We start from the raw sequence: 18486 nt of genomic DNA on the forward strand, positions 1-18486 counted from the left end.
TTAAACTTTTAATAACAGATGAATCTAAACCGCTACATTATAAGTCCTTAAAGCATCATTCAAAGATGTCTTTTTATTGGTACTTTCTTTGCGTTTCCCAATAATCAGTGCACATGGCACATTGTATTCTCCAGCTGGAAATTTCTTGGTATAACTACCAGGTATCACGACAGATCTGGAAGGAACAACACCTTTCATTTCTACAGGTTCAGGGCCAGTTACATCTATAATTTTGGTTGAAGCAGTTAAGACGACATTAGCCCCAAGCACAGCTTCCTTTTCTATGCGTATGCCTTCCACTACAATACTTCTAGAGCCTAGGAATGCATTGTCTTCTATGATTACAGGAGCCGCTTGAAGAGGTTCTAAAACACCACCAATGCCAACGCCACCAGATAAGTGTACATTTTTACCAATTTGAGCACAGCTTCCCACCGTTGCCCAGGTATCTACCATCGTGCCTTCATCTACATAAGCACCGATGTTGACGTAACTTGGCATCAGAATGACACCGCTGGATATATAGGCTCCGTGTCTGGCAACAGCATTGGGTACCACACGAATTCCTTTTTCTTTGTAGCCTGTTTTAAGAGGCATTTTATCATGATACTCAAAAATACCAGCTTCCAAAGTTTCCATCTTTTGAATAGGGAAATAAAGTACAACGCCTTTCTTTACCCATTCATTCACCTGCCAGCCTTCCCTGGTTGGTTCTGCACACCGCAATTCACCGCTGTCTAATTTTGCAATCACAGTACGTATAGCATCAATAGTTTCTTGTTCCTGAAGTAAGTCACGGTTATCCCAGGCTTTCAGTATTTTTTGTTTTAAATCTTCCATATCTAAGTTTTTTTGCGAAGATAAGGTTTATCGTTAAATCCAAAATACGCAAGAGTACCTTATATTTGCTGCTAAAATAAGTTGATGAAGACTAAAGTTTTAGCCTTGGATTTTGGAATGAAGCGAACTGGATTGGCCATTTCTGATGAAATGAAGATGATTGCGTCGGGGCTAAAAACTGTAGATTCCAGAATTTTGATGGAAGAACTTAAAATCCTTATACCGGCCGAGTCTGTTGATACACTTGTCGTTGGTGAACCCAAATTCACGGATGGGAAACCCATGCAGCTAGAGCGAAATATTTTATTTTTTATTGAAGACGTTCAGAAGATATTTCCAAGTTTGAAGATTGTAAGAATGGATGAGCGATTCACATCGAAGATGGCTTTTCAAACCATGATAGACTCAGGGCTTAAAAAGAAAAAAAGACAAAACAAAGGTCTTGTTGATGAAATTAGCGCTACGATTTTACTTCAGAATTATTTACATTAAGTCTATTGCTTTAAAGTTTCCGAATGTCAAATTCAATATAAATAAAACCCCTATTTTTGCAAATCTAATTAAACAAGGGTTCATACCCTCTCACTTAAATTTGAGATTATGACATTACCAATTATAGCTTATGGTTCTCCAGTTTTGAAAAAGAAAGCTAAAGAAATCCCCAAAGATTATCCTAAACTGGATGAACTCATAGACAATATGTTTGAAACTATGTATAACGCCAGTGGAGTAGGGCTTGCAGCTCCTCAAATTGGATTATCTATTCGACTTTTTGTTGTGGATGCCAAACCCTTTTCTGAAGATGCTTCTCTAACCGAGGAGGAAATCAAAGAGCTAGAGTCGTTTAAACGTGTGTTTATCAATCCTGAAATTATTGAAGAAAATGGAATTGAGTGGGATTTTAGTGAAGGCTGCCTGAGTATTCCGGATGTTCACGAAGATATCTTTAGAAAACCTGAAATTAAAATCCAGTATTTAGACGAAAACTTTGAGTCACAAACAGAGGTGTTATCTGGACTTTCAGCAAGGGTTGTCCAGCATGAATATGATCACATAGAAGGAGTTTTGTTTACAGATAGAATTTCCAACTTAAAGAAAAGATTAATAAAAAGTAAATTGAGCAATATCACCAAAGGCAAAATAGATGTGGGTTATAAAATGAAATATCCATTGGCAAAAAAGAATCGCTAAAGTTATTACAGAACATAAACAAATTGCATATTTGCCAGCCAAAAAAATAAGAAATGAAATTAGACAAAGTATTATCTATATCAGGGAAGCCAGGGCTTTACGAACTTAAAGCTCAAACTAGGGGCGGCTTTCTTGCCGAATCCTTTAGTGACGGTAAAAAGATACCTGTGAGCATGAGGAATAACGTAAGTATTCTTAGTGAAATAGCCATCTATACGTATACTGAAGAAATTCCTCTCAGAGAGGTCTTTCAAAAAATATTTGAAAAAGAAGAGGGTAAGCCTTCCATAGACCACAAGTCTTCCAAGAATGAACTGACAGATTATTTCAGCGAAATTCTTCCTGAATATGATGAGGACAGAGTTTACCCCTCTGATATTAAAAAAGTTATCCAGTGGTATAACCTTCTGATTTCAAAAAATGTAACTGATTTTTCAGATCCTAAAGATGAGGAAGATTCAGCTAAGGATAAAAAAGAAAGCTAATTACCGAAATACTTTAAACCCTCTAAATTTTCTTTTAGAGGGTTTTTTGATTGGTATAACCCTTACCTTTAAAATTAAAACGATGAACACTAGACAAAAACAGCTGGATGCTTTTGAAAGGCTATTAGACATCATGGACGATTTAAGAGAAAAATGTCCGTGGGATCGCAAGCAGACTATGGAATCTTTGAGAAACCTCACCGTTGAAGAAGTTTATGAATTGGGCGATGCCATCTTAGAAAACGATTCAGAAGAAATAAAAAAAGAGCTTGGAGATGTGTTGTTGCACATCGTTTTTTATTCTAAAATAGGTAGCGAAACCAATGATTTTGATATTGCTGATGTCATTAACTCACTCTGTAAAAAACTTATAGACAGGCATCCACATATTTATGGAGATGTGGAAGCAAACGATGAAAAGCAAGTCAAAGAAAACTGGGAAAAACTTAAACTGAAAGAAGGAAATACAAGCGTTCTGCAAGGTGTGCCCAAATCTTTACCGGCACTTATAAAAGCTAGTAGAATTCAGGATAAGGTAGCTGGAGTAGGCTTTGACTGGGAAGAGCCAGCTCAAGTTTTTGAGAAGGTGAAAGAAGAGTTAGCAGAGCTACAAGAAGAGGTAAATCAAAATCAGCAGGATAAAATTGAAGATGAATTTGGAGATGTATTGTTTTCGATGATCAATTATGCTCGATTTTTAAAAGTTGATCCTGAAACCGCCTTAGAACGAACCAATAAGAAGTTTATTTTCAGATTTCAGTATCTCGAGCAAAAGGCTAAAGAACTCAATTTAGACTTGTCAGAAATGTCTCTGACTGAAATGGATAAATTCTGGAACGAAGCCAAAACCTTAAAAATTTGATAAAAATCAATCGGCAGAGTTAAACTCTCAGTAAATAATACTGATATTTTTTTGACACCTATATAAATTCCATATTATTGTCATTTGCAACTTAAAAATAAAAACCATGAAAAAAGTAATTTCAACAGCAGGCATTTTCTTATTTACCCTCTTTGCCGCTACAGCACAAACTGACGATTCTAAGATAACTGATGCAGAACTTGAGAAATTTGCACAAGCTTATCAGAGTGTACAGCAATTGAATCAATCCGTTCAACAGGAAATGGTTATGGCTATCGAAAAAGAAGGCATGACCCCTCAGCGCTTTAATGAAATTTATGAAGCAGAAATGAACCCTGAAGTAGAAGTGGATGCTACAGAGGAAGAACTTGAGCAAAAAAGTGCAGTGATGGTTGTTATCCAGGAAATCCAGACAAGTTCTAAAGAGAAAATGGAAAACAAGATTAAGGAGAATGGACTTACCATGCCACAATTCCAAAGTATTGCTACTCAACTACAACAAAGTCCAGAATTACAACAAAAGCTTCAGGCTATTATGATGAAGCAACAAACTGGCAAGAATCCAATGAATGAGAATTAAGGAAGTATTCAAATTATTTAAAAAAGCTGCCTAAAAAGGCAGCTTTTTTAGTTTAAAATAAGCCGTTTTACTAGCGTAGCACCGTATTGCTCTACTCTTACAAAATAAGTTCCATCAGGAAGATGACCAAGGTTTTCCAAATACTTTTTTTGATGCGTTCTTCTCGTCAAAAGCTTTTTACCAGAGACACTATAAATTTCTATGGTTTTAAGTCCGGTCTTATTGAAGTCTATATGGATTTTGGAATTTTTCAGAGGATTTGGATATAAGACAACCTCTAGATTGTTTTTAAAAGAATAATTTGATAAGAGTTGTTCACCTGTTATTAAGAAATTATCTACCGTCCATCTCGTTGCACTTTCACCATCAGTAGTATCGTATCTAAAAGCGATATATACATCCCCGGCAATTTCTGAAATGTCAATTTCATTTGCTTCGTAAACGAATAACGAACTGCTGGATTGAGGGTGCAGAGGAATATCGACATTTGGAACTTCCTGCCATTGAAAATTTGATGGCTGGCCCTGACCGTCATACGTTGAAGAGTACAAGAGTTCTAGTTTGGTATTCCCATAGCTTGCCGAAGTCCAGAAACTCAATTTCTCCACCTCATATTTTTCAAAGTTTATTTGGTCTGATGTAATCAACCAGTCCAAACTTGGAACTTGTTGTCCACTCTGGAAAGCATTCATTTGGTAGGCCTGAGAGTTATTTTCGCCAAAATCAGTGCATTCCCATGTGATGTTACTCACCTCACTTACGCTTCTAAAATCAGTCTGATTTGTGTTGCAGTTTTCGAAATCCTCAAATACTAAAAGATTAGATTCAGCCAGAGTTGTCACTTCTAAATTTTCGCTAGGATCAGAGATATTCCCACTTCTATCAACAGCGTAAATTCTAAAGTTATACAAGGTTTCAGGTGAAAGTCCTGTGACCACATGACTTGTATTTGTTGATAACACCTGTTCAATATTTTTATTGTCTTGTTCAATGATATACTCATCAACACCAATATTATCCTGAGAAGGTTCCCAGCTGAGTTTTACACTGGAATCTGTAATGGCGCTTGCTTGTAAATTAAGTGGTTTTGTAGGAGATTCGTCATCTGAAGAATTCTCCCAGATTTCAGTAGCATATTCAGGATGATCTATCAGAGGATTTCTGTTCCCCTGAAATTGGAACCCATTATTATTTCTATCAATTTCTCTTTGACTCACCGGGTCATTGTTGTGCCATGATAACAAGAGATCGATATACCAGCCTACGAAAAAATCTTGCGGATTACCCGCCAAAACCTCGTTGGTTCTCCAATTACTATTGAATTCATCTTCATAGCGAATAGCAAAATAAAGAACAGACCTGGCAATGTCTCCTTTAAATTCATCAATTGGTTCAAAAACGGTTCCTGAGTACCCAGGAAATGTATTTGGTCCACGTTTGGACCCATTGCTTGACGTATAGTCTGGATCGCTTACTTCACCAAAAGGATAACTTCCACGAGCGCCATTAACATAACCGTCTGAGGGTACCACATGAAAATAATCGTTTTTCATGGGAGAATCACTGTTAAACGTAGATTGAGGGACTAAATGTTCACGGTTATAACATTCTCCTTCACCGCTGAAACTACTACCGCATTGATCTTGGAAATGATCGTAATTATAAGCATCATCAGCGGCAACCCTTTCAGAATACATGTCTAAAACAGTTCCATCTTCCTCAAAATAATTATCGGTATCGCCACTGTTTTGTGAATTGTAAGCCTCGTATAAAGCCCCATAACCCTGATCCTGATGAAAAGACTGACCATTGTTGTCGTCTTCATCATCAATAATCGTTTTTAAAGCTGTTTTGAGCTCGTACCCATTAAGTCCTTCAGCGCTGCTATAATAGCCTGACGGAGTCTGTGCAAAGCTGATACTGCTAACCAAAAAAAGCAGTGACAGGATGTGATGTTTCATTTTAAATAGAGTTTGATTTAACTAGATTTTTGAAGGACAGCATAATAAAAACCATCAAAGCCTGACTTGTGAGCCAGAATCTTTTCATCTTGACTAAGCTTAAATGAGTTTCCTGCTTCAGAATTTAAAAATTCCTGAATTTGCATTTGATTTTCAGAAGGTAAAATAGAACAGGTAGCATAAACCAGAATTCCACCAGCTTTCACCATTTTGCTATAGTCCTGAAGTAAGCCCTGTTGTTTTTCTCTAATTTCAACTAAAAATTCTGGAGTCAATTTCCATTTGGCATCTGGATTTCGACGCAACACTCCCAGCCCTGTACACGGGGCATCTATAAGAACGCGATCTGCAGAATCATGTAGTTTTTTGATGACTTTAGTAGAATCTATAACGCGTGTCTCTAAGTTGTGAGCACCAGCTCTTTTAGCTCTTCGTTTTAATTCTTTCAACTTGTTGGCATAGATGTCCATAGCGATAATCTGCCCTTTGTTTTCCATCAGTGCTGCAATGTGAAGAGACTTCCCTCCAGCACCAGCACAGGCGTCAACCACTCGCATTCCTGGTTCAAGTTTGAGTGCATGCGCTACTTTTTGAGAAGATCCATCCTGAACTTCAAAATAACCTTTTTTGAAGGCATCGGTCTTGAAAACATCTGCTCGCTCATAAAGTTCCAAAGCTTCCGGATAGCCATTCACCAACTTAGTGGGAATAAATTCCTCATCCAAAATAAGTTGAAGCTTCTTAGGTGTGGTTTTTAAGGTATTGGTTCTTAGAATGACTTTTGCCTGCTCATTTAAAGCTTTAATTTCTTCTTCCCAAAGCTTACCCAGTTCTTTTCGACCTAGTTCATCAAGCCAGTCTGGTATAGATTCAGCATATTTTGTGATATTAGATAACTCATCAAATCTGCCTTTAATTCGGCGGGTGGGTGTGTCTTCAAATTGTTTCCAGTCTGGAATCTCAATTCCCTTTAAAGTTGCCCATACTGTAAATAAGCGAAATAAATTTGGCCTGGAATAAGGAGGATTGACGTCGGCAATTTCAGAATACAGTCTTTTCCACCTCACGATGTCATAGGTTGTTTCTGCTATAAAGCCTCTGTCTCTGGATCCCCAGCGTTTATCGCGTTTTAAAGTGTTTGATATTTCCTTATCGGCGTATTTACCTTCGTTAAAAATAAGGTGTAAAGTGTCTATGACGGCGAAAACTAAATTTCTATGTAAGCGCATGATTTTGATTTAATCTGCAAAAATAGATATTTACTCTTTAGAAGACTTATCAGATTGGTATTGTTTCAAAAGTTTTTTATGAAAATCATATTCAGCTTTTTTAAGCATCATGATTTGTTTTGGCGAAATGACTTCTTTCAAGTTATTTACAAAATCTTCTCTGTATTCCACCCGGGTTCTTTTGTAAGCCAAGTAATCATTCAGAAGTTGATTTGACTCTTCCTGACTCAAATTCTTAATATTATTTAGTCCAGATTTTATATCTGACCATTCTGTTGACCTGAGTTTTTCATATTTATTGTTGTGTTTGGTGTAAACAGGCCAAAATCGCTTGGCTTCACTTGCAGTCAGGTTAAGTTCTTCAGTAAAGAAAGCAATTTTTAACTGTTCAATTTTATCACTTTCAGTGTCCTGAGCATTTCCGTTAAAACCGAAAATCAAAGTGAATACAATAAGAAGTATACTTTTTTTAATCATTGTTAAAGTCTTGATCCTCAATAGTATCATTGAGGTATTCTAAAATATCTTTATCTTTTAACGAAATAATATTTTGATCAACTATATCTATTACAGATGTATTGTCGTAATCAATAAATTCTTCAGGCGTTTCCAGGTGATCGTCCAAATACCTTTCTATCATATCGTTGTCCAAATCAGAAAACTGAATATTTCCATCTGAACTTATAGAGTCAATATAAAGGGCACCAATAACAGCACATGCCACTATCGAGGCTGCTGCCATCCATTTTGTCCACTCTTTTAGTGGTATTACTTTAATTGTTTTTTCTTCTGAAGGTGTTTCAAGTTTGAAATCTCTAAAATAATCTTTTGGTGTTTGAAAGCCGGATTTTTCTGAATATGAATTTGATTTTAATTTGGTCAATACAGAATTTTCCAAAGTGTTGAAGTAAGCTTCAGGGACTTTGAATCCAGGTTTTTTTCCGTGTATGTTTCTCTTTTGTGCCATTGTTTTTTAGACTCTATTTCTATGTGAAGGTTTAATCTTCTTTCAAAAACTTTTCTACTTTCTTTCTGGCGTGATGGTAGTTAGATTTCAAAGCACCGACACTAGAATTCAATATTTCAGACATTTCTTCATAGGGGACTTCTTCGAAGTAACGCATATTAAAAACTATCTTTTGTTGTTGTGGTAAAGTTTCAATGGCTTTTTGCAATTGAAGCTGAATTTCATCCCCCTCAAAATAAACATCACTTTCTAATGAATCTATGAGATAATCATTTAATTCCTGATCTGAAAGTTTCATTTTCTTCGCTTTCTTATTCAAAAATGTGATCGATTCATTTGTAGCAATTCTGTACATCCAGCTAAAAAGTTTACTGTCTCTTTTGAAAGATTTGATATTTCTAAAGACTTTTATAAAGGTGTTTTGCAAAACATCATCAGCATCTTCATGTAATTTTACAATGGTTCTTATATGCCAATAGAGTCTTACTTTATGTTCAGTTATAAGAGCTTGAAAGGCTTCATCGGTTTTGATGCCTTTTTGCAAATTTTCAATGATCTCTTCTTCTTTCAATGCTTTTTTATTCGAAGGATTGCATATTGACAAGCTTTTTGTATACACCGTCGCTAGTCATCAATTCATCATGTTTCCCTTGTTCTACAATTTCACCCTGGTGTAAAACAAGAATAGTATCCGCATTTTTTATTGTGGATAGTCGATGAGCGATGACAATTGACGTCCTGTTCTGCATCATATTTTCCAAAGCTTTTTGGACGAGTTGTTCGCTTTCTGTATCCAATGCCGATGTAGCTTCGTCCAGAATCATAATCGGTGGATTTTTTAAAACTGCACGCGCTATAGAAATCCGTTGCTTTTGGCCGCCACTCAATTTGCCTCCGCTATCTCCAATGTTGGTATCTATACCTTTTGGGAAGGCCTTAACAAAATCATAAGCATTAGCAATTTTAAGAGCGCTGAACAATTCCTCTTCACTAGCATTTGGTTTTCCAATTTTCAGATTTTCTTTGATACTGTCGTTGAATAATATAGAATCCTGTGTTACAAGCCCCATCAGATTCCTTAATGAGGTCTGCGTCATGTTTTTGATGTTGACGCCGTCTATTTTAATCTCTCCTTCATCGATGTCATAAAACCGAGTCACTAAGTTGGCGATAGTCGATTTTCCACTCCCGGACTGCCCGACTAAAGCTATAGTTTTTCCTTTACTCAGGCTGGCATTGAAGTTCTTAAGAACATATTCTTTTTCATATTTAAAGGAAACGTTTTCTAAAGTTAATTCTGAACTAAATTCTTCTTTGGTCATTGCGTTTCTTTCATCCTTAATGCTGTTGTCAGTTTCAAGAATTTCTAAAACGCGTTCCGCAGCAGCATTCCCTTTTTTTACATTGTAAGAAGCTTTAGAAATTCCTTTTGCTGGCGTTAAGATATTATAAGCTAAACCCATATAAGCTATAAATGTACTCCCGTCCAAAGTTCCATCAATCAAAACCATTCTACCACCGTACCATAATAAAACTGCAATCACACTGATTCCTAAAAACTCACTGGCAGGAGAGGCTAGGTTTTGACGATTTAATAATTTGTTTGAAAAATCAAAAAAGTTTTGAGTAGAGTCTTTAAATCTTTTGTAGAAAATAGATTCAGCATTAAAACCCTTTATGATTTTTAAACCTCCTAGTGTTTCTTCCAAAATCGATAAAAACTGACCTTGCTCTTCCTGGACTCGATCTGATTTTCTCTTTAGTGATTTTCCTATCAGAGAGATAATAAAGCCTGAAATAGGAATAAAAATGAAGACGAAAATGGTCAATTCCCAACTGATGACAAGCATGGCGCCAATGGTGAATAAGATGGTAAGTGGTTCTCTTACAATTAATTCTAATATGGATAAAAACGAGTGCTGTATTTCTAAAACATCACTGGTGATTCTGGCAATGGTATCGCCTTTTCGCTTTTCAGAATAATGAGAAAGCGGTAATTCTATGGTTTTTTTATAAAGCGCATTTCTTAAATCCTTTAAAACACCATTTCTTAAAAACGTGATGAAATACATCGCTATATAATTGGAGATGTTTTTTAGAAAAAATAAGATAATAACCAAGCTGATGACCAAAACCAAGGCTATAGATGCATCATCCTGAGCAATTTCGTTGACCTGAAAGGACAGGTAATCTTTAAAGTAATCTTTTGCTTTTCCAATTCCTTCGTAGACAGGTGCTTTAGTCACCCTCTCTGCGTCTTTGCCTTTAAAAAGCACATCCAGCATAGGGATTAGCGCTATAAAGGATAAGGCACTGAATAAGGCATAGAAAATATTGGCGATAATATTGAGTATCGCATATTTTTTATAAGGTTTCGCAAAGCGAAGAATTTTTTTAAAATATGTCATAAAGTCGTTTACTCTGTAAGACCTAAATCAGATTTGATAGCATTGATTTTTGAATCTAATTCCTTGTCAACAGTTTCAAATTCTGAAACATCTTTCAGCGTTGAATTTACACTGATATAAAATTTAATTTTAGGTTCAGTTCCACTGGGTCTTGCAGCGACTTTAGTACCGTTTTCTGTATAATAAATAAGAACATTAGATTTTGGAATATCTATCTCGAGAGATTCATGAGATTGCATGTTTTTAGCAACAGAGGTTAAGTAATCTTCGATTAAAACTACCTGCTCACCAGCAATTTCTTTCAATGGATGCTCTCTTAAATCTTTCATTTTTTGTTTGATTTCTTCAGCACCCTCAATCCCGCGTTTTACCAGCGAAACTAAATTTTCTTTAAAAAACCCATGCTCTTTGTAAATTCTGATGAGCTGCTCATAAACTGAGATTCCCTGAGATTTCAAATCTGCAGCCATTTCACAGACCAATAAAATTGCTGTATTGGCATCTTTGTCTCTTACGAAATCACCTACCATATACCCAAAGCTTTCTTCGCCGCCACCAATATAATCAAGGTTTGGATGATCTTTAATTAATTTTGCAATCCATTTAAAGCCTGTTAGACTTTCCATGTATTTCACCCCATAAGCTTCGGTAAGTACTTTCATAAGTGGAGTAGACACAATTGTAGAGGCTACAAAATGAGAATCTTTCAAATTTCCACTTTGTTTCATATTGGTCAGTAAATACCAGGTCATCAGCACCATGGTCTGATTGCCATTGAGTAAAGTCAGGTCACCCCGCTTATCTCTTACTGCAATGCCAAGTCTGTCTCCATCTGGATCTGTACCTATAGCAAGGTCGCTTTGTTGTTTGTTGGCAAGCTCAATAGCCATTTTAAGAGCTGCAGGCTCTTCCGGGTTAGGTGATTTCACCGTTGAGAAATCTGGGTCTGGCTCAGACTGGGCTTCTACCAACTGAAGATTTTTATACCCTGCTTTTTCCAAAAGTTGGGGAACTGTAGTAATTGAAGTTCCGTGTAAAGCCGTAAACGTGATATTCAGGTTTTTTTTGACTTCAGCAGAAAGATTGAAATCTACATTTTCAACAGCTTTTTCTAAATAGGTGTTTTCAACTGACTCATCAAGTACCTCGATTAATTCTGAATTACTATCAAAATTAATATCGGTAAATTTCAAGGCATTTATTTCTGATATAATTTCTTTGTCTTGTGGCGGAACCAACTGTCCTCCATCTTTCCAATAGACTTTATACCCGTTATATTCCGGGGGATTATGACTTGCTGTCAACATGATTCCACATTGGCAATCCAGGTGTCGAACAGAGTAGGATAGAAGAGGAGTAGGTCTTAATTCTGGAAAAATATAGACCTGAATTCCGTTGGCAGAAAACACATCAGCAACATGATGAGCAAATGCTTTGCTGTTTCGCCTGCAGTCATAAGCAATGACGACTTTAAGTTTCTCATCAGGGAAGACAGACTTCATATAATTAGAAATCCCCTGGGTGTTTTTACCAAGAGTATATTTGTTTATTCTGTTAGTACCTACTCCCATGATTCCCCGCATACCGCCTGTTCCAAAATCTAGATTTTGGAAAAAACTCTCTTCCAAAAGTTTTTGGTCAGTATCCATAAGATGCTTCACATCTTTTATGGTATCTCTATCAAATGTATCTGTAAGCCAGTTTTTTGCTTTATCTAAAAAGTTACTCATAATCTGTTGATTTATATTTTTTCTGAAATTAAATACCGTTTTTGTTGATGTTTAGTTTTTAATAATAATTCACCCAAGAACCCTGCTAAAAACATTTGAACACCAATAATCATTGCCGACAAAGCTATATAAAACCATGGGTTATCTACAACTAAGATATTGGGTAATCCATTCCAAAGTTTATAAAGTTTGGAAGCCCCAATCCAAATGGCCGAAAGGAATCCTACAAAAAACATCAAAACACCTATGGCTCCAAAAAAATGCATAGGTCGTTTTCCGAATTTTGAAAAAAACCACAAAGTTACTAAATCAAGGAATCCATTGATAAACCGCTCTGCACCAAATTTGGTTTTGCCATATTTCCGAGCTTGATGTTTGACTACCTTTTCGCTGATTTTAGTAAATCCAGCTTGTTTAGCGAGGACAGGGATGTAGCGATGCATTTCCCCATTTACATCTATAGTTTTTACGACTTCAAGTTTATAAGCTTTAAGTCCGCAATTAAAATCATGAAGTTTTAAACCAGAGGTCCAACGCGCTGCTTTGTTGAAAAGTTTTGAAGGTAGGTTTTTAAAAATAACAGAATCGTATCGTTTCTTTTTCCAGCCAGAAATGAGATCGTAATCTTCTTTTATGATTAAGTTATACAACTCGGGAATTTCTTCAGGGTTATCCTGAAGGTCAGCATCCATTGTAATGACAACGTCTCCCTGTGCTTCTATGAAACCTGCATGCAGCGCTTGAGATTTTCCGTAATTGGTCTTGAAATTTATTCCTTTAACGGCATCTGAATCAGAAGAAAGTGTTTTTATAATTTCCCAGGAATCATCGGAGCTTCCATCGTTGATAAAGATTATTTCGTAACTAAAACCATGTTGTTGCATTACGCCTTTAATCCAAAGATGAAGCTCTTTCAGGGATTCAGATTCATTGAGAAGTGGAATTACAATTGACAAGTCCATATACTATCAATTATTTCTTTTTATCAATCCTACGATGAGCCCTATTAAGAATGTTTTGAAAATAATAGAAAGAAGTCCTAATGTAGCTAATACAAACGGAGAGGCAAATACGCTAGACAAACCTTTGGTCATTTCTGCATCTCCTTCGCTCATTTGCTGTCGCTGAATCTCTTTTTCCATTTCAGCTTTCATACTAGACTTTATTTCTGCAATATATTCTGGTTGGATAAATTCATAATGAATATAAGTATAGGCAGCATAGAGTAACCCACCAATAACTCCAATGGCTAAGCCAAGCTTGATAGAAGTTGTAAGGTCTAACAATCCATTATTGTCTATTTTATAAAGATGAATGGCATACCATACTATGGCTACATTTATTATAAAATTCATTATGGAAATGCCGGCATTAGTCTGATAGCTGAATGCATAAAGCAAAACTAGAATCAGTATTGAATAAGCACCAAAAATGACTCCGAAATTGGTAGCATAAGGTTTAACTGGAAGATCTTCTTGTTGCATGTTGCTGTTTTGTAATTCGCAAATATAAGCAATAGCCTATATTCTGACATCTCTAACTCTTTCTCTTATTTTACTTTTGACTCAAAATTGCTTTGGAAAGAATTTCTTTTAAGTTTTCAGTAATTTTGACTGGTAAATCCTCTTCAAAATTTTCTCCATGCAGTTCTGCTGTAAAGGATACATCTTGGAAATGAACCAAAATCTCTTCATCATTATTTTCTTCAACAAGAACTTTTAGAGGGAGATCGATAGAAAAATTTGGATTTTGTTGCATCAGTTGTGTCCCAGCTTTTGGGTTCCCAAATATAAACAGATGCAGTGGCTTCAATTCACTTCCAATTTCTTCTGCATCTTTTGAAAAGTTTTTAGATTCAAAAAGAGATAAATCGCCATTGTTTTCAATCATTTCATCGATAGAGTCTACTGTTTCTTTAAAGTTTTTCGAACTCTTTAAAGTTACTATTCCAGTATTATCCAATGAATCTATAGCAGAGGTTTGTGTATAAGCTGCTTTAGAACTTTGTTTTAAAAAAGTTTCAGAAAGAGCACCAATACTTCTTAAAGCAGCACTTTTAGGTAAGTTATAGCGTTTCAGGAAGTAATCTTCACTTCTTGCTACAACAAATTTTTTACCATCAACATCGTAAAAACCTATTCTAATGGGGAATTCTAAAGCCATCAGTGGGTTTTCGTTAATCAAAGGAACGCTATACCTTGGGCTATCTACGAAAAATACCTGATTAAAATTCAGCTTCAAATCAATGTTTTTAGCATTTTGAGTGTGATTTATTTCCGTGGTAATTTCTAAAGTCCTGTCGGTGTTGACATAGGATTTAAAATTTTCTGTTGCCTCTTGTAAGTCCTCTGTTATAGTAAAGATTAATCCAGGTGAAATTTGTTCATCAATTTTGGATATGTCCTTTTTTTCTGAATTGTTTTTACAGGAAATAATCAGACCTAAAAGTAGTATTGGAAGTATGATTTTGAATTTGTTGTTCATTGCTTTGATTTTAAGCAAATCTACCAAAATAGAAACTATTCATCTTCGATTTGAATAATAATATAAAGCATAAGCTTCTAAAATCTTTTATATTTACAAACAAACTTTATAAAACATGAAACATTTGCTCAAAGCTAAAGTAAATGAGGTGCATGAGTTTGAATTTGAACAGGGTCAAATTCAAAACTTAGACATTCAGAAAACCTCTTCAGGAGCACATCATTTACTTGTTAACGATAAGTCTGTGACTTCAGAACTAGTCGCTTCCGATTTTTTGAATAGAACTTACACGGTAAAAATCAATTCTAATTTGTATCAAGTTCAGATTTCAAATAAACTTGATGTGCTTATTAAGGATATGGGCCTTTCTTTATCTGCCAACCAGGTCATCAATGAAATAAAGGCTCCGATGCCAGGGATGATTTTGGATGTCTCTGTCGAAGCGGGTCAGGAAGTGAAAGAAGGCGATAGCTTGTTGGTTTTGGAAGCTATGAAAATGGAAAATACCATAATGGCTCCAAGAGATGCAGTTATCAAATCTATAACTGTTGAAAAGGGGAAAACTGTAAGTAAGAATGAGGTTTTAATCGAAATGGAATAAATTGATCATAATGAAAAAAATATTAGTTGCAAACCGAGGGGAGATAGCCCTGAGAGTGATGAAAACCATTAAACAAATGGGAATCAAAACCGTCGCTATTTTTTCTGAAGCCGATAGGAATGCACCTCACGTCAGATTTGCTGATGAAGCGATTTGCGTAGGGCCACCACCTTCCAATCAATCCTATTTATTGGGAGATAAAATTATAGAAATTGCTAAGTCTCACGATGTAGATGGAATTCATCCTGGTTATGGATTCTTAAGCGAAAATGCTGATTTTGCAGAAAAAGTAGAAAAAAATGGTTTAACATTCATTGGACCAAAATCTCATGCGATTCGAATTATGGGAGATAAGCTTTCTGCTAAAGAAACTGTGAAAACCTATAATATTCCTATGGTTCCTGGAATAGATGAAGCTATTACAGATACAGATAAAGCTAAAAAAATCGCTAAAGAAATAGGTTACCCTATACTTATTAAAGCTTCTGCTGGTGGTGGTGGTAAAGGAATGCGTGTAGTTGAAGAAGAGAGCAAACTCGAGGAACAAATGAAACGTGCCATAAGTGAAGCAGAATCTGCTTTTGGAAATGGTGCGGTTTTTATTGAAAAATATGTGGGGTCACCTAGACACATTGAAATTCAGGTTTTGGCAGATACGCACGGAAACGTTTTACATTTGTTTGAGCGTGAATGTTCAGTCCAAAGAAGGCATCAAAAAGTTGTGGAAGAGGCACCATCAACGATCTTAACACCAGAATTGAGAGAAAAAATGGGACAGGCTGCTATCGATGTGGCTAAATCCTGTGATTATGTAGGTGCGGGTACAGTTGAATTCTTGATGGATGAAAAAAAGAACTTCTACTTTTTGGAAATGAATACCCGTCTCCAGGTGGAACACCCTGTCACTGAATTGATTTCAGGAGTAGATTTAGTTGAGCAGCAAATCCGGATTGCAAGGGGAGAGGTTTTGCAACTAGTGCAAAAAGATTTGAAGATTAAAGGTCATGCCTTAGAACTAAGGGTATATGCTGAAGATCCTACAGATGATTTTTTACCGAGTGTAGGAACCTTGGAGCGTTACAGAAAACCAAGTGGCGAAGGAATACGTGTGGACGACGGGTTTGAAGAAGGTATGGAAATTCCAATCTACTACGATCCGATGTTGTCAAAATTGGTCACTTACGGAGCCAATCGTGAAGCAGCTATTCAGCTTATGCTGGAAGCTATAAAACTGTATGAAGTGAAAGGTGTGGCAACGACTTTACCATTTGGAAAATTTGTATTCAATCATGAAGCCTTCCGTTCTGGAAATTTTGACACACATTTTGTCAAAAACTTTTATACGCCAGAAATTCTTGAAGAAGAGGTAAAGGAGGAAGCTTATTTAGCCGCGTTGATGGCTATGAAACAGTATCAGGCAGATCAAAAACAAATACGTTTACCAGAGGTAACATCAGAAACTAAAACCAATGAGTAAAAACATAAAAATACTACAAGACAAACTCGATGAGGCTAAACTTGGCGGAGGCCAAAAACGAATTGATAAACAACACGAAAAGAAAAAACTTACGGCAAGAGAACGAGTCGACTACCTGCTGGATGAGGGTTCCTTCGAAGAAATAGGGGCACTCGTTACTCACAGAACAACTGATTTTGGGATGCAGGACCAGATTTTTTACGGTGATGGCGTCGTAACTGGTTACGGTACTGTAAATAATAAATTGGTATACGTCTACGCTCAGGATTTTACGGTATTTGGTGGGGCTTTATCAGAAACCCATGCGGAGAAAATATGTAAACTGATGGATCACGCTCTTAAGGTAGGTGCGCCTATCATTGGACTTAACGATTCAGGAGGAGCTAGAATTCAGGAAGGTGTAAGATCACTTGGAGGCTATGCTGATATTTTTTACAGGAATGTTCAAGCTTCAGGAGTGATTCCACAAATTTCTGCCATCATGGGACCTTGTGCAGGTGGTGCAGTATATTCACCAGCAATGACCGATTTTACTTTTATGGTAGAAAACACAAGTTATATGTTTGTGACTGGGCCTAATGTCGTGAAAACAGTAACCAATGAGGAAGTCACTTCTGAAGAACTTGGTGGAGCAAGTACACATTCTACTAAATCTGGTGTAACACATTTCACCTCTGTTAATGATGTAGAGTGTTTGGAGCATATCAAAGTTCTACTCAGCTATATCCCACAAAATAATACGGAAACCGCAGAGCACTATACAGTGAACTTAGAAGATGAAGTTCGAGAGAATTTGGATTCTTTGATTCCGGATAGTCCAAACAAACCTTATGATATGCATGAGGTTATCAAAGGGATTATCGACGAAGATTCCTTTTTTGAAGTGCATAAAAATTACGCGGATAATATTCTTGTTGGTTTTTCCAGAATAGGCGGGAGAAGTGTTGGAGTAGTTGCCAATCAGCCTATGAGTCTGGCGGGCGTTCTTGATGTGGATGCTTCCAAAAAAGCAGCCAGGTTTGTGAGGTTCTGCGACGCCTTTAATATTCCCTTGCTTGTTTTGGTGGATGTTCCAGGATTTTTGCCAGGGACAGATCAAGAATGGAATGGTATTATCTTACATGGTGCTAAACTGCTTTATGCCTTGAGTGAAGCGACTGTTCCAAGAGTCACGGTTATTACCCGGAAAGCTTATGGTGGCGCTTATGATGTAATGAATTCTAAACACATTGGAGCTGACCTTAACTTTGCCTGGCCTACTGCTGAAATCGCAGTGATGGGTGCTAAGGGAGCTTCAGAGATTATTTTCAGAAAGGAAATTCAGGAAGCTGAAGATTCTGAGTTGAAATTGTCTGAAAAAGAAGCTGAATATGCTGAAGCCTTTGCCAACCCCTTTAAAGCAGCCCAGAGAGGCTTTATCGATGAGGTGATTATGCCTAGAGAAACTCGTAGAAAATTAATTAAGGCTTTTGCCATGCTTGAAAAGAAAGACGTTCAGCGTCCAAAACGAAAACATGGAAATATTCCGTTATAGATAGTGCTTGAGTTTGTGAGTTAATGAGTTGAAAATACAAGTAGAAACAGTCTGTTTCTACTTGTATTTTCATTTTGAAATAAGTAAATTTTTAAAGCTTGAGCGAACCTGCCTTAGTCGGTAGACAGGCACCGATT

General features: G+C 36.4%; 19 protein-coding genes. 8 read left to right on the forward strand and 11 right to left on the reverse strand.

Annotation, left to right across the window (positions count from 1 at the left end):
• Positions 1-24: 24 nt before the first annotated feature.
• Complete coding sequence (locus LB450_RS09925; RefSeq protein ID WP_224487962.1) at positions 25-840, reverse strand: 2,3,4,5-tetrahydropyridine-2,6-dicarboxylate N-succinyltransferase; 816 nt, start codon at positions 838-840, stop codon at positions 25-27.
• Between the two features lie 84 nt (positions 841-924).
• On the opposite strand from LB450_RS09925, the gene ruvX reads away from it, so the two are divergent.
• The 5 genes from ruvX to LB450_RS09950 all read left to right on the forward strand — a co-directional run bounded on the left by ruvX (position 925) and on the right by LB450_RS09950 (position 3958).
• The gene (gene ruvX, locus LB450_RS09930; protein WP_224487971.1) at positions 925-1332 is read left to right on the forward strand and encodes a Holliday junction resolvase RuvX; all 408 of its coding nucleotides are present in this window, start codon (positions 925-927) and stop codon (positions 1330-1332) included.
• 108 nt (positions 1333-1440) lie between these two features.
• Positions 1441-2031 carry a peptide deformylase gene (def, locus tag LB450_RS09935; protein ID WP_224487973.1) on the forward strand — a complete coding sequence of 197 codons (591 nt, stop codon included), beginning with the start codon at positions 1441-1443 and terminating at the stop codon, positions 2029-2031.
• Between the two features lie 53 nt (positions 2032-2084).
• Positions 2085-2516 carry a DUF5606 family protein gene (locus LB450_RS09940; RefSeq protein WP_224487975.1) on the forward strand — a complete coding sequence of 144 codons (432 nt, stop codon included), beginning with the start codon at positions 2085-2087 and terminating at the stop codon, positions 2514-2516.
• An 82-nt stretch (positions 2517-2598) separates the two neighbouring features.
• Positions 2599-3378, forward strand: coding sequence for a nucleoside triphosphate pyrophosphohydrolase (mazG, locus tag LB450_RS09945; RefSeq protein ID WP_224487977.1), 780 nt, complete (start codon positions 2599-2601; stop codon positions 3376-3378).
• 106 nt (positions 3379-3484) lie between these two features.
• The gene (locus LB450_RS09950; protein ID WP_224487979.1) at positions 3485-3958 is read left to right on the forward strand and encodes a DUF4168 domain-containing protein; all 474 of its coding nucleotides are present in this window, start codon (positions 3485-3487) and stop codon (positions 3956-3958) included.
• Positions 3959-4005: 47 nt separating this feature from the next.
• Here LB450_RS09950 and LB450_RS09955 read toward each other — a convergent pair whose 3' ends face one another.
• The 10 genes from LB450_RS09955 to LB450_RS10000 form a co-directional block, all read right to left on the reverse strand.
• A complete protein-coding gene (locus tag LB450_RS09955) occupies positions 4006-5919 on the reverse strand; it encodes an endonuclease (RefSeq protein WP_224487999.1) in 1914 nt (637 codons plus the stop codon).
• Between the two features lie 17 nt (positions 5920-5936).
• The gene (locus LB450_RS09960; protein ID WP_224488002.1) at positions 5937-7148 is read right to left on the reverse strand and encodes an RsmB/NOP family class I SAM-dependent RNA methyltransferase; all 1212 of its coding nucleotides are present in this window, start codon (positions 7146-7148) and stop codon (positions 5937-5939) included.
• A gap of 30 nt (positions 7149-7178) precedes the next feature.
• Entirely contained in the window at positions 7179-7625 is a 447-nt protein-coding gene (locus LB450_RS09965; RefSeq protein ID WP_224488004.1) for a hypothetical protein, read from the reverse strand.
• A complete protein-coding gene (locus tag LB450_RS09970) occupies positions 7618-8115 on the reverse strand; it encodes a hypothetical protein (RefSeq protein ID WP_224488006.1) in 498 nt (165 codons plus the stop codon). Before LB450_RS09970 ends, LB450_RS09965 begins: the two co-directional genes overlap by 8 nt.
• Before the next feature lie 31 nt (positions 8116-8146).
• Positions 8147-8686 carry an RNA polymerase sigma factor gene (locus tag LB450_RS09975; RefSeq protein WP_224488007.1) on the reverse strand — a complete coding sequence of 180 codons (540 nt, stop codon included), beginning with the start codon at positions 8684-8686 and terminating at the stop codon, positions 8147-8149.
• 7 nt (positions 8687-8693) lie between these two features.
• A complete protein-coding gene (locus LB450_RS09980) occupies positions 8694-10523 on the reverse strand; it encodes an ABC transporter ATP-binding protein (RefSeq protein ID WP_224488009.1) in 1830 nt (609 codons plus the stop codon).
• 8 nt (positions 10524-10531) lie between these two features.
• On the reverse strand, positions 10532-12253 hold the full coding sequence (locus LB450_RS09985; RefSeq protein WP_224488011.1) for a phospho-sugar mutase: 1722 nt from the start codon (positions 12251-12253) through the stop codon (positions 10532-10534).
• Between the two features lie 11 nt (positions 12254-12264).
• Complete coding sequence (locus LB450_RS09990) at positions 12265-13215, reverse strand: glycosyltransferase family 2 protein (protein ID WP_224488013.1); 951 nt, start codon at positions 13213-13215, stop codon at positions 12265-12267.
• A gap of 6 nt (positions 13216-13221) precedes the next feature.
• Entirely contained in the window at positions 13222-13737 is a 516-nt protein-coding gene (locus tag LB450_RS09995; protein WP_224488015.1) for a DUF4199 domain-containing protein, read from the reverse strand.
• Positions 13738-13807: 70 nt separating this feature from the next.
• Positions 13808-14737 (reverse strand): DUF302 domain-containing protein, encoded by a 930-nt coding sequence (locus LB450_RS10000; protein WP_224488017.1) that lies wholly within the window; start codon positions 14735-14737, stop codon positions 13808-13810.
• 115 nt (positions 14738-14852) lie between these two features.
• Between LB450_RS10000 and LB450_RS10005 the strand changes: the two genes are divergently transcribed.
• The 3 genes from LB450_RS10005 to LB450_RS10015 are packed head-to-tail and all read left to right on the forward strand — an operon-like array spanning position 14853 to position 18349.
• Complete coding sequence (locus tag LB450_RS10005; protein WP_224488019.1) at positions 14853-15338, forward strand: biotin/lipoyl-containing protein; 486 nt, start codon at positions 14853-14855, stop codon at positions 15336-15338.
• Between the two features lie 10 nt (positions 15339-15348).
• On the forward strand, positions 15349-16815 hold the full coding sequence (gene accC, locus LB450_RS10010; protein WP_224488021.1) for an acetyl-CoA carboxylase biotin carboxylase subunit: 1467 nt from the start codon (positions 15349-15351) through the stop codon (positions 16813-16815).
• Positions 16808-18349 carry an acyl-CoA carboxylase subunit beta gene (locus tag LB450_RS10015; RefSeq protein WP_224488023.1) on the forward strand — a complete coding sequence of 514 codons (1542 nt, stop codon included), beginning with the start codon at positions 16808-16810 and terminating at the stop codon, positions 18347-18349. The genes accC and LB450_RS10015 overlap by 8 nt, the downstream gene beginning before the upstream one ends.
• The last annotated feature ends 137 nt before the right edge of the window (positions 18350-18486 follow it).

Source organism: Psychroflexus curvus, from assembly GCF_020164585.1.
Classification (GTDB): Bacteria; Bacteroidota; Bacteroidia; order Flavobacteriales; family Flavobacteriaceae; genus Psychroflexus; species Psychroflexus curvus.